The organism is Undibacterium sp. TC4M20W (genome assembly GCF_049340245.1).
In the GTDB taxonomy this organism is placed as follows: domain Bacteria; phylum Pseudomonadota; class Gammaproteobacteria; order Burkholderiales; family Burkholderiaceae_D; genus Undibacterium.
The window spans coordinates 55,856-68,389 of sequence record NZ_JBMPPI010000010.1; the positions used below are offsets into that span (position 1 = coordinate 55,856).

Consider the following 12,534-nt stretch of genomic DNA (forward strand, 5'->3'; position numbering starts at 1 on the left):
GGTGGTGTTCCCTGCACCCCCAGTCAATTTACTGCATCAGTATTTCAAATCAGTGTTTTAAACCAGTATTTAAACATCACCCACTGATATTCACGCGCTGCGTATGCGTCCATTGATGATCATAGTCGGACACGGCAGAGCCATAAGTCCGGTAGGTTTTGCCTTCGCCTGGCCATGGGTTCATGATGTAGATATAGTTGGTGCCGTTATACACCTCATAGCCGGTACCAACCATGATATGGCCGCCGCCATTGGTCCAGCCATAGCGGATCACGAAAGGGCGGTTGGCATTGATGTCGTTGACTACCGTGTTCCATGACGATGCATAGTTATAGGCAGTATTTGGCACACCCCAATGCGCCAGGATGTTTTGCACGCTGCCGCCACTGCCATACATGGAGTTGGGCTGGTTGGCGTTGCTGTTCCAGTTAAAGTTGGTATTGCCGCAGGCGTAATTCAGGCCATAAGCCCAGTTCACGATCTGGCACTGGCTGGGATTTTGATTATAAAAACTCAGCAAGGCCTTGCTGCTGCCTGCCCAGCACCACTGGCTGTGTTCTTGCGTGACCAGCGGTACATTCAATGCACGGTATTGCGCGTAAGCGCTGGGTATGCCCAGCATTGCTCCCAAGACGAATATGAGCTTTAACATATTTTTTTTCATGATATCTCCGTATTTATTGTAGGTATATTCAGTTGGATTCTGGCTTAGCGAAAGCTGTCAATATTGCGCTTGACGCTGATGCGCAAAGGCTCAAGGATGTCGCTTTGCTCCAGCAAACCATTGTTGGCAGATTGTGTGCCGAGTTTTTCGCTGCGCTGTTGCAGCAGCAAATTCTGGCGGGCGGCTTGCAAGGGTGCAAAGCGGGCACGGGCATCGGTAGGCGAGACTACTTCCAGAAAATCTGACATGGCCTGATATACTCGGATGAAGCGCAGGTTGGAACGTGTGCTGTTGCCATGCACTGCAATCGCCGCATCGACATCCTTGGCCAGTACTGCGCCACCATATGAAGTCACACCCCAGCGCCCGTTGTTTTGCCGCAGGGTTGCCAGGCCTATTGGCGTGTCGTTGAGGGTGATCACAAAGCGCCATTCGCCAGTCGCTTTTGCCATGCTGCGCAAATCACCACGGCCTGTCATGACGTCTTGCGGCGGCAGGCTATAGACTGGAAAGCCATAGCCTATCTTCGCATCCTTGAGGTCTTGCACATCATTGACTTCAAGCGGGAATTCAGACGGCAGGGTGCCGCCGCGACGCTGTACATTGAATTGCACAAACTCGGCAAAATCGCGTTGTGCGGCAGCGCTGACCAGACGTGCCTGATCAGTTGTCCCGCCAATATCGCTGGCCAGATTTTGTGCCAATAATGCAGGGCTGGCGACAGCGCAACTGATGCTGACAATCAAAGCAGCCAGAGTGGACTTTTTGAATCTTGAAACAGGGTGAAAATGCATGATGATTTACTCCTTGGTTGGTTTGTGACTTGGTTAAGACAATAGCTCGCCCATTCAAGCGGACTGGGCAGCTTGAAACATGGCATGGTTGACATGCCGGACAACATTCCCGCGCAAACGGGAATAGGGGATCCGCTTATAGAGCAGCTCAGAACTCTATAACCAGAATTTTTATGAAAAAGAAATTGCGCTGGTCAGCGTCAACAATGAATATGACTACACTGCGGTCGTATATCGTGAGAGTGCAAAAGGCCTGTGGTGATTGAGGTGATTGTGATGATACTGAGATCATCTTTGTAGCAAGGGCCGTCAAGGCTGGCGGCTTGCTGAGTGTCGCTCATGTTTTTGAACTCGGTTTTGCAATCAGTGTAAAACCCGGTTTTATAGATGGACAGCGCGCAGGCGGCCGCCATCGCGGTGACAGTGTCACCGTTCAAATGGATGAATTTCATGGTAAGCAGACTCCAGACGTCAAAGGGATTTCCGTGCGCAGTTACGCAACGGATACCCCCTCTGTCCTGGACCTGAGAGATTTCGCCTGCGGCCATTGGTAAGGCTGCAATGCTTGCTCCTTCGGTGTGCTGGGTGACGCAATCCAGCCGCTCTTCAGAGTTTGACAACAATAACGGTCCTTTTGCCTGAGAGTTTCCGGGGTGGTTGCTCCTTCGGCGCTGTCACTATCTTTCTTTGACAGTCTCTCCCGATATTGTTTTGAGTGTTGTGCTCAACCTGTTGTACAAGTTGTAGAAATGAGCATAGTGCACACCTTACTCTTTTGCAAATTGTTTTTATGAAATTCAAGTATTTATTTTCTGATGTTGCGCAATTCAAAAAAGGCGGTGTTTAGCACGCAAAAAAATCTCTGTTCATGACAGCACTACGCTGGCGGCAGTGATCAGTTAAAATCTGTATTGCTCCTTCAAGAAAAATTTCCACAGTGCAATTGTCCCGGTATCTGATTCAAATTATTGTCCCTTACTCACTCATGGCCAGTCTGTGCATGCTGGGAGCGTGCGCCCGTAATGAGTCAGTGCAAACGCTGGAGCAGCGTGATCTCATGCGCCTGGTCTTCAAGGGCTGGGACATCAATGACGACAAAGACATCATCAGGACACCGCAGTTAAAGGCCGAATTGCCGGCGTCTATTCCCACGACGACCCAACTGGCATTGCGCATGCATGCCCTGCACGTGCAAAAGCTTGATGCAGATACGGCTGTCCTGCTGGTCAAGGGTGAGCCTCTGGCATCGGGTTTGCCCAACCTGATTTCCGCCTACTGGTTCAAACGCCGTGGCGAAGCCTGGTCACTGACCAACCGTCAGGACGTGGTTGAATGGCTGGCTGCCAACGGTCGCATCAGCAAGACCAGTGTGGTGGAATTATTCCCCGGTGACTTTGCCATGGCAATAGAACATAGTCATGTAGAGAAAAACGAAGTGCATGTGTGGCTGCGTTTGTTGCGCATAGAAGCAGACAAGATCACCCCATTGTTTGATAAAGACCAGGATGTCGATCTGGTCAAGCATGTAGAGAGTGGCCCTGAATGTGAAAGCATGATGCGCCCCGGCAAGGGCAAGCACCCACGCCTGCACCTGCATGAAAATGAACAAGACCCATCACATTGCTATGACTATCTTGCGAAGTGGGAACTAGCCCCCGGCATTGCCACACCCGGCCCGCTCATCGTCGAATTTGCAGGTAAAACTTACGGGTACCGCCAGATCAGCCGGATGACCGACAGTGCGGGCGAGCGCACCAACACCTATGACTTCGTCATCACCGCACAAAAGGGCAAGAAGAAGCTGGTGTTTGATGCCGATACGCAGAAGTATGTCGTGGCAAATGACAAGCCGGTCAAAGCCAAATAAGCGCAGTGAATCTCAGTGAAATTTAAGGGCGACCTGCTGCCACCCATGTAATCAATTCATCCAACGCAGCCTTCGCCTTGACGGCTTCATCATGATTGATCATCGCCGCTACTATCCATTGCTGGTCATTGATATCCCTGACATAACCTGCAATCGCCACCACATCTTTCAAGGTACCGGTCTTGATGCGCGCGCGCAATTCTGCTGGCCCACCTTTGAGGCGACGGCGCATGGTGCCATCCATGGAGGCAACCGGCAGGCTGCTGGCAAATTCGGCATACCAGTTGCTGCGAGCAGCCGCCTGCAATAAACCAGCCATTTGTTGTGGGCTGATACGTTCAATTCGTGAAAGGCCGGAACCATTTTCCAGCACCAGCCCGGCATCATTGATACCCTGCCTGAACAACCATTGCCTGATACGTGCGTCTGCTGCCTGCAGGTTGGTCATGCCCTGCTTGTTGGCGGATTCTGCGCCCAGAGTCAGGTACAGCATACGCGCCATGACATTGTCAGACTGCTTGTTGATGATGCGCAGGATGTCTGCCAGGGGCTCTGACTGGCGCTCTGCCAGCACGGTGGCTGAGGCGGGTGTTTTGCCATCGCGCACTTCACCCTGCCAGGTACCACCCATTTCCTGCCACAGCGCGCGTATCAGATGCGCGAGATACTGGTTACGGTCAAGTATGTTGATATTGTTCGTGATCTTGCAGCGCTTGGGGAAGCCGCCACTGAGTGTGATCTCCAGGCCCGCTTTGGTGGTCTGACGTAGCGGCTTTTTACTGGCTGGCGCGTTTGGATTATCTACCTCTGGATCATCCGCCATATTATTGACAGTGTCTATCACAGGTGGCTGCCATTCAGTCTCCCAGGCAGAGCAGGACAGTTCATTGAAGTGCAGGTGATTGACAAGTTTGACCTTGTCCAGCGGGGTGTTCAGGCGTGCCTCTATCTTGTCAGTCGTTGATTCCAGGGAGATGCTGCTGAGGTTGCTGTTGACCAGCAGTGCATCAGGTATGACATTGTAATAAGCATCGGGGAACTCATCGAATTGCGCTGCACCTATGTCTGGCCGCTCAGGCTGGAAATAACTGCGGTCAAGAATAATATCTCCACGCAGGCGGCGCAAGCCCTGATTGCGCAGGCTACGCAACATGCTGCCCAGTTTTTCTATCGTCAGGCTGGGTTCACCACCACCGCGTATGTACAAGTTGCCAGTGTAGATATCTTTCTTGTTGCTCTTATTATCAGCGAGTATCTGTGTCTTCCAGCGAAAGGTCGGTCCCAGTTCTTCCAGCCCTACGATAGTCGTCACCAGCTTCATCGCCGATGCCGGGTTCATGGGCCGGTCTGCCGCTTGCATCAACACTGGTTGGCCGCCACTGGCAGGCATGACAATTGCGCTGAATGCCTGGATTGGCACATTGGTCCTGTTGATTGCAGCCTCTACCGAGGGAGGCAGTATGGCCTGTGCGAAAGCAAAAGCAGGTAGCAGGGGCAAAACTAAGAACAGACCGGCAGGAGATAGGCGCATAAATACGGTAGTGATGACATTAGGCCATATTGTAGAGCAGGCAAGAAAGGGAAACAGTAAAGCGTTCTTTTTACGCAATGAAAATTTGTTTGCGCCACATATCTTCTGGTTATTTGCCGACCTTGATCTACACTGCTAAAGACAAAAACCAGGCATTAATGTTGATTGAAACCCAAGAAAGCAGCTTTGCCAGCGTAATATTGCTTAATCAACATTCAATTAATACTGGGTTACAGCAGCAAATACGACATAAGCCCTTGATTTCCTTTATAATTTCGCCCTTTCCCTGTCACTGGCCATCACCATGAGCTTGCTTGTCAACCAGACCGAACTTTTATCGCCCGCCAAAACTGTAGAGATAGGCCGCGAAGCGATCTTGCATGGTGCTGATGCTGTGTATATCGGTGGCCCTTCGTTTGGTGCGCGTCACAATGCCAGTAATGAGATCAGCGAGATCGCCAGCCTGGTCGAATTTGCCCATCGCTATCATGCGCGCATCTTCGTGACCATGAATACCATCCTGCATGATTCAGAACTGGAACCTGCACGCAAGCAAATACGCCAACTGTACGATGCAGGTGTCGATGCCCTCATCGTGCAAGACATGGGCATACTCGAACTTGATATCCCGCCTATCCAGCTGCATGCCAGCACACAGTGCGATATCCGTGGTGTGGAAAAAGCCAAGTTCCTGGGCGATGTAGGTTTCTCGCAATTGGTGCTTGCGCGTGAACTGACGATCAAACAGATACAGGCGATCAAGGCACAGGTTGCCACGCCGCTTGAATACTTTGTCCATGGCGCATTGTGCGTGGCTTTCTCTGGCCAGTGCTATATCTCACATGCCGACAATGGCCGCAGTGCCAACCGTGGCGATTGTTCACAAGCCTGCCGCCTGCCTTATACCCTCAGCGATGGTGAGGGCAGGGTAGTCGCCTATGAAAAGCATTTGCTGTCGATGAAAGACAATGACCAGAGCCGCAATCTTGAAGCACTGCTCGATGCAGGCGTACAGTCATTGAAGATAGAAGGACGCTACAAGGACATGGGCTATGTCAAGAACATCACCGCCCATTACCGTTTGCTGCTGGATGAAATTCTGGAACGCAGGCCAGAATTCACGCGTGCTTCCAGTGGCCATAGCCAGGTTGCCTTCACACCCAATGTCGATAAAAACTTCCACCGTGGCCATACCGATTATTTTGCCAATGGCCGTCTTGAAGACATAGGTGCGTTCGATTCCCCCAAATATGTAGGTTTGCATTTGGGTTATGTCACACGCTTGGCTGCGAACTTCTTTGAGATAGAAGCCAATGAACCCATGTCCAATGGTGACGGCCTCAACTACATGGTCAAGCGTGAAGTCGCAGGCATCCAGGCCAACACGGTAGAACGTGTAGGTGCCTCAGAAAACGGTGAAATCTGGCGTGTCTTCCCGAATGAAAAAATGGCCGAGCTGGTCAGTCTCAAAGTCGGCACCCTGATCAACCGCAACCGTGACCATCGCTGGGAACATGCGCTGACCAAAAAATCCGCCGAGCGCCGCATCCCTGTCTATATGACTCTGACAGAACAGGCAGAAGGTTTGAGCCTGAAGATCACCGATGAAGATGGCGTGACTTCTGAAGTCAGTACACAACTGGCGCTGGAACCAGCACAAAACCGCGACAAGGCAGAAGCAGGTCTGCGCGATAACCTCGCCAAGCTTGGCAACACCATGTTTGAGGCTGCGCAAGTCAATCTCGATTTGCTACAGCCCTGGTTCGTGCCATCCTCCGTCATCAACGCCCTGCGTCGCGATGCGGTGGCTGCGCATGAAATTGCACGCAGCGCTGCTTGGCAACGCCCAGAACGCACGCCCGCAGTCGAGCCACCAGTCGCCTATCCAGAAACAACACTGAGCTACCTCGCCAACGTGTACAACCACAAGGCCCGCAGCTTTTATGAAAAGCATGCAGTACAACTGATCGCCGCCGCCTACGAGTCGCATGAAGAGCCGGGCGAAGTTTCGCTGATGATCACCAAGCACTGCCTGCGCTTCTCCTTCAACCTCTGCCCCAAACAGGCCAAGGGCGTGCAAGGTGTACAAGGCCAGGTTAAGGCCGAACCCATGACCCTGGTTACAGGTGAAGAAAAATACACCCTCAAATTTGATTGCAAGCCGTGTGAGATGCACATCATAGGCGCAATGAAAAAGCACATCCTGCAGGCACCACCGCCATCATCGGTGCAATACAATACGGTGACGTTTCATAAGAACAGACCGCAGACTGTGTGATGGTTTAATGAATGGAAATTGCAGGCCCAAAAAGTGAAAATGCTTTTTGGGCCTTTCTTGTATTGTAAGTCAGGGTTTGTGAAAATTCTGGCGAGTGGCACGTCGCATCGATGTGATAAGCTGGAGCAAGCTTTTTGCCACTTTTTTGTTACTTAAGATGGAGATACTGTGCGTATTAATTTCAAGTTGAAAAGCCTCGTTTGCGCATGTCTGACACTCAGCATGCTACAGCCAGCATTTTCTGCAGAGATTTGCCCACGTCGGGACGCGTCATTTCCGGTCTCGGTTACCGTCTTCGACGGTACACCAGAAGAGCTTGCCAGTCTGGTACCAGAAGAGAGCGGCAAGAATTCAGGTTATTGGTTATTGGATTCTGTCTATGATCAAAAACGTTCTGTTACGGTGGTATGCAAATACGCTGACGGACATGTTGAGCGGGTTGATCTCAAACAAAGGGTCAGCAAATGCAACTATCAAATCAATAAAAAAAATCAGTTTAGTATTCAATGTAAGTAAATGCTGTCATCACTGGTGATTTTTCGCAAGATCAGGCAACAGGCTGTGTGATGATTTAGTGTACGTAAATTGAAGGCCCAAAAAAGTGGAAATACTTTTTTAGGTTTTTAATTGAACTGAGAAATATATTCTTTATATGCAAAAACTGCATATCTATCCAATGACAAAAAAGATTTTCAACGCATGCTGCATTTTGTTAATTTCACTTAACTTTGTAAGCGCGCCAAGTTACGCCGATATTAACAAAGGTGCTAGTGCGTATGCCCGCGGGAATTATGCGGGAGCATATGCAGAGTGGCTGAGTGCGGCAAATAAAGGCGAAATGATTGCCCAATATAATATGGGGACATTGTATTTGAGCGGCAAAGGGGTTGCGAAAGATATGAGCAAAGCGCGTGAATGGTTTACTAAAGCAGCAAAGCAAGGTCACGCAAAATCTCAATACAATCTTGCAGAGGCTCTCAGGATAGGCGTAGGCGGTCCCGCACTTCCAGGAGAGGCATTCTCATGGTATCTGAAAGCTGCGCAGCAGGGACTGGGCATCGCACAGTGTTATGTCGGTATTGGCTATGAAGCTGGTGAGTTAATAAAAGCCGATATGGCTGAGGCTGTGGCGTGGTACCAGAAGTCAGCAGCGCAAAATGATGCTTGTGGTGAATATCACTTGAGCAGTTTACATTTTTCCGGCAAGGGAATAGAAAAATCAGAAGAAAAAGCCATCGTATTATTAACGGATGCCGCTAGTAAAGAATGGCCCGCGGCGCAGTCTGATCTGGGATATTTGTACATGTCTGGGAGAACTGTGAAACAGGATTTCTCCCAAGCTTTAAGCTGGCTTGAAAAAGCAGCCCTGCGAGGCGATGCTGTCGCTTTCGCAAATTTATCGACCATGTATGCAAATGGCACTGGGGTTGAGAGAAATTTTGTTACCGCATACGTCAATATTTTGATTGCATACAGACTGGCCGAGCAAGACAAAGAACGCAAGGCCTATGCTGCGGGACGTGACGATCTTGCCATTAGTATGTCAACAAAAATGATAGCGCAAGCAGATAGTCTGGCAAATAACTGGCATGAAGGCGACCAGTTGCCAAAGGCTGCAGCCGTGATTCCGTTGGATAAATAGTTGTCTGGTAAATATAAAAAATCAATACTGAAACAGGAAAAGACCGTACTGCCACATAGTCAAAAAAGATGACCATGTCAGCTTACTTGCCATTCGTCCTTTTATCATAAAACGGCTGGCTGGCTTTGAGTTAGTCGATGTAGATTGTGTGTTATCGTACAACATAGATTTTTGTAAATAAGGAAAATAATTATCCCCTCAAGTTCAAGGCGGCGATTTTTTACTATGAATCGTGCAAGTAATTCCAGCTGTAAGTGTTGAATTTTTCTGAGAACAATATTCGTTACAATCCATAGTTGTAGGACGTCCTATAACAATGTATAGTTTTAGATATATTTAATCCGGCATTGGCATTGTTCCATTTCTATGGCAGCAAGCGATATCGAAAAACTATACAAATGGGGACAGGATGGACGCGCAAGCATTAGCAGCAGGCAGGCAGAACAGCCAGACACGCACAGGAACCCGCTGGGGTATCTTGTTGATTTTATTTATCGTAACGACCATCAACTATGCTGACCGCGCATCCATCTCCATCGCCGGGCCGGAATTAAGCAAGAGCCTGGGTCTGTCATCTGTGCAGATGGGCTTTATTTTTTCAGCGTTTGCCTGGTCTTATGTGCTGGCGCAAATCCCTGGTGGGTGGCTGCTCGACAGATATGGTTCCAAGGGGACTTATTTTTGCAGTATCTTCCTGTGGTCATTGTTTACGATGCTCATGGGTCTGGTGGGCTTTTTGTCTGGCGCGGCGGCGATTGCCGTGCTGTTTGCGCTGCGCCTGCTGGTTGGTGCGGCAGAGGCGCCATCGTTTCCTGGTAACAGCCGTATTGCTTCTGCCTGGTTCCCTGTCAGTGAGCGCGGGCTGGCGGCAGCGATATTTAATTCTGCCCAATATTTTGCGACAGTGATTTTTGCGCCCTTCATGGGCTGGATCGTTCATCAATGGGGATGGCCCAGTGTGTTTTATGTCATGGGTTCGCTGGGCATCATGATGTCTGTGGTCTGGAAGTTCAAACTGCACGACCCGCAAACGCACCCGCGCATCAATGCCGCAGAACTCCAGTACTTAAAAGATGGCGGGGCCTTGATTGATCTTGAGACTGCGCACCAGACTAAAAAAACAGAGCAGCTTGATACTGCTTCTATCATCAAACAATTGCTGTCCAACCGCATGCTGCTGGGGGTGTATATCGGCCAGTATTGCATCAATACGCTGACGTATTTTTTCCTGACCTGGTTCCCTGTCTATCTGGTAACAGAGCGGCACATGACTATTCTCAAAGCAGGTTTTGTCGCAGCCATACCCGCCATCGCAGGTTTTATTGGCGGGGTACTTGGCGGTATCATTTCTGACCGCATGATCAAGGCCGGTGTGTCTTTGTCGAAGGCCAGAAAAACACCTATCGTCATCGGCCTGCTATTGGCGATGAGCATGATCTTCTGCAATTACATCAGCACAGATGCAATCGTCATTGCGACCATGTCGCTGGCATTCTTTGGTAAAGGAATAGGCGCTCTCGGTTGGGCGGTAGTTTCTGATACCGCGCCAAAAGAAGCGGGTGGCCTCAGTGGTGCATTGTTCAATACTTTTGGTAACGTTGCCGGTATTACTAAGCCCATCGTGATTGGTTATATCCTGCAAGCGACGGGTTCATTTGCCGGTGCCCTGGTTTTTGTCGCTGCCAATGCTGCCATTGCCATTTTTTGCTATGTGTTTATTGTCGGTGATATCAAGCGCATGGAATTCAAGCCAGCCTAAGGATAAAAAAGAGGGTAGCGAATTCGCCAGAAGCTGCCCTCAAAATTCCTTGTAAGGCTCGCGCTTTTTGAGCGGCATATAGTTGTGCTTGTGTTCAAAGGCGAAGAGCTTGTCCTCGGACATCTTCTTCATTTTCCTTGCCAGATATTCCTGTACGGACTTTGGCAAGGAAAAGAAATTCTCGCTCGCCGTGGTGAATGCATCACCATGATATGGCCCGGTGCTTGCCCTTATCACGACTTTTTCTCCCTTGTACAGCATGATGATTTTCAGGTGACCAAAGTAGGGGTCGTAATTTATCTTGGCATCGTCATCAAGATAGAAGCGATAAACCAGGATGGGCTCTATGCGGCCATCGCCATCTATGTCGGCAAATTCGATCAGCTTTTGCCTGAATGCGACCCCGGTATCATTCCTGGCGGCCTTGTCGCGGATGATGATGGGATTTGTAAGAGACTGGTCATCTTCTATCCTGAACTGATATGCGGCAATGTTGTTTGACAGGTTTTCACTTTGGTATTCGACATCCTGTTCTTCCGCCAGGTACAGCACATAATTACCAGTTTGATCGCTGTAGCAATAGTGCTGGCTCACCGGTAATTGTATGTTCAGTTTTTTGAGGGTGGCCGGGTGCATGAGCATGGCGTCGTTTTTGCAAATGGTATTGGCACCTTTGCTCTGTGCCCAGGCGAAAGGGCTGGAACATGCCAGCAAGAGCAGGAATAAACCTGGTTTCATAAAAATTTTATGGATGGCCATTATTTTATTTTTGCTTTTATGGATTTGCTCACAGGCTTGAATTGATAGCTGTTATCAAAGCCGTACTGATCATCCCTGTACATCGCCGCCATCTTTTGCACCAGGTGTTTTTGCAATGTAGCAGGCAAGGCAAAGAAATTATCTGTCGACGTAGTTTCACGTTCGCCATCAAGGTCGCCAGTGACTGCGCGTATGACGACCTTGCTGCCCTTGTATAGCATCACGATCTTGATGCGGCCAGAGTAGGCGCTACGATCTGCCAGTCCGTCATCGCCCTTGTTATAAAAGCGATAGACGATGATGGATTCGATGTTGCCATCTTTGTCTATGTCGCCGATTTCTGTCAGCTTGCTCCAGAATTCCATGCCCGCTTCATCAGCATTCGCCTTGTCGCGTATGCTTGCAATACTGCTCAGGGACTTGTCGGCTTCTATCTTCAGCAGGTGCGCTTCTACGGCGCGGGACAGTTTTTCTTCACCTTGCTTTATATTCTGCTTTATATCCTGCTTTTCAGCCAGATAAAGCACGTAGTTGCCAGACTGGTCGCTATAGCAGTAATGCTTGAACACCGGCAGGACGATGCCGGATTTTTTCAATGTCTCAGCCTGTAGCAGGCGCTCATCAGTGCAGGTGATTTTGCTGTCCTTGCCCTGGCCAAAAGCGAGCACAGGTAACAGGAAAAACAGAGGGAGCAGATATTTCATGGCAGCAGTTGACGCTATTCGCGCCTTATTGATTCTTTGATCAGGGCGATTAGCTTAGCAAGAAAACTCTGTAACACCTGTATTACTTTGTTGCAGCGACAGTTTTTGCGGGTGCTTTGCTTCCCGGCATTGCTGTTCACCAGAGCAGGGTGTGGGCATGACAAATGTCATGCAATACTGCTTACAGCCGCTACTTATGCACCTGACTTTACTTCCCTATACTGGAGTCTCCATCAACCAAGCAAGGAAAAACATCATGTCCGATATACTGTCTTATTCCCAAATCGTTCCCCTCGGTGCATTTGCTGTTGCCATCGCTTACTCGGTCTGCCATGCCTGGATCAAGACCAGCCAGCACGAAACTGACTTGCAACAGCGTACTATGGAACATCAGGAAAAGATGAAAGCCATGGAACTCGAAATCGCCCGCAACCAGGCCGTAGCGGCAGACAGAAAAAATCAGTTGGCCTGAACCAGTTTTTCATGGAAGCGATCAAGCGCGTGCGATATGGACGTAAACACAAACATCAGCGTCG

The 12,534-nt window shown here is 49.6% G+C and carries 12 protein-coding genes and 1 riboswitch; of the genes, 6 read left to right on the forward strand and 6 right to left on the reverse strand.

Annotated features, from left to right (window positions below):
- Positions 1–76: 76 nt before the first annotated feature.
- The 3 genes from ACO0LL_RS14235 to ACO0LL_RS14245 form a co-directional block, all read right to left on the reverse strand.
- Positions 77–664: a C39 family peptidase gene (locus ACO0LL_RS14235; protein ID WP_422951510.1), complete on the reverse strand. Its 588-nt coding sequence runs from the start codon at positions 662–664 to the stop codon at positions 77–79.
- Positions 665–708: 44 nt separating this feature from the next.
- Complete coding sequence (locus tag ACO0LL_RS14240; RefSeq protein ID WP_422951511.1) at positions 709–1,458, reverse strand: hypothetical protein; 750 nt, start codon at positions 1,456–1,458, stop codon at positions 709–711.
- 200 nt (positions 1,459–1,658) lie between these two features.
- Entirely contained in the window at positions 1,659–1,910 is a 252-nt protein-coding gene (locus ACO0LL_RS14245; RefSeq protein WP_422951512.1) for a hypothetical protein, read from the reverse strand.
- Between the two features lie 164 nt (positions 1,911–2,074).
- Positions 2,075–2,171, reverse strand: a riboswitch (glycine riboswitch).
- A gap of 272 nt (positions 2,172–2,443) precedes the next feature.
- On the opposite strand from ACO0LL_RS14245, the gene ACO0LL_RS14250 reads away from it, so the two are divergent.
- Positions 2,444–3,325: a hypothetical protein gene (locus tag ACO0LL_RS14250; protein WP_422951513.1), complete on the forward strand. Its 882-nt coding sequence runs from the start codon at positions 2,444–2,446 to the stop codon at positions 3,323–3,325.
- A gap of 22 nt (positions 3,326–3,347) precedes the next feature.
- Here the strand turns inward: ACO0LL_RS14250 and dacB are convergent, their stop codons facing one another.
- Complete coding sequence (gene dacB / locus ACO0LL_RS14255; protein WP_422951514.1) at positions 3,348–4,745, reverse strand: D-alanyl-D-alanine carboxypeptidase/D-alanyl-D-alanine endopeptidase; 1,398 nt, start codon at positions 4,743–4,745, stop codon at positions 3,348–3,350.
- 415 nt (positions 4,746–5,160) lie between these two features.
- Between dacB and ACO0LL_RS14260 the strand changes: the two genes are divergently transcribed.
- From ACO0LL_RS14260 to ACO0LL_RS14275, 4 genes are all read left to right on the forward strand, one after another.
- Positions 5,161–7,134, forward strand: coding sequence for a peptidase U32 family protein (locus ACO0LL_RS14260; RefSeq protein WP_422951515.1), 1,974 nt, complete (start codon positions 5,161–5,163; stop codon positions 7,132–7,134).
- A 168-nt stretch (positions 7,135–7,302) separates the two neighbouring features.
- Entirely contained in the window at positions 7,303–7,650 is a 348-nt protein-coding gene (locus ACO0LL_RS14265) for an STY0301 family protein (RefSeq protein ID WP_422951516.1), read from the forward strand.
- A gap of 136 nt (positions 7,651–7,786) precedes the next feature.
- On the forward strand, positions 7,787–8,776 hold the full coding sequence (locus ACO0LL_RS14270) for a tetratricopeptide repeat protein (protein ID WP_422951517.1): 990 nt from the start codon (positions 7,787–7,789) through the stop codon (positions 8,774–8,776).
- 409 nt (positions 8,777–9,185) lie between these two features.
- Positions 9,186–10,535: an MFS transporter gene (locus ACO0LL_RS14275; protein ID WP_422951518.1), complete on the forward strand. Its 1,350-nt coding sequence runs from the start codon at positions 9,186–9,188 to the stop codon at positions 10,533–10,535.
- Positions 10,536–10,574: 39 nt separating this feature from the next.
- On the opposite strand, the gene ACO0LL_RS14280 is transcribed toward ACO0LL_RS14275, so the two are convergent.
- Entirely contained in the window at positions 10,575–11,273 is a 699-nt protein-coding gene (locus tag ACO0LL_RS14280) for a M949_RS01915 family surface polysaccharide biosynthesis protein (protein WP_422951519.1), read from the reverse strand.
- A gap of 20 nt (positions 11,274–11,293) precedes the next feature.
- Positions 11,294–11,998 (reverse strand): M949_RS01915 family surface polysaccharide biosynthesis protein, encoded by a 705-nt coding sequence (locus ACO0LL_RS14285; protein ID WP_422951520.1) that lies wholly within the window; start codon positions 11,996–11,998, stop codon positions 11,294–11,296.
- A gap of 256 nt (positions 11,999–12,254) precedes the next feature.
- On the opposite strand from ACO0LL_RS14285, the gene ACO0LL_RS14290 reads away from it, so the two are divergent.
- Positions 12,255–12,470 (forward strand): hypothetical protein, encoded by a 216-nt coding sequence (locus ACO0LL_RS14290; RefSeq protein WP_422951521.1) that lies wholly within the window; start codon positions 12,255–12,257, stop codon positions 12,468–12,470.
- Positions 12,471–12,534: the final 64 nt, after the last annotated feature.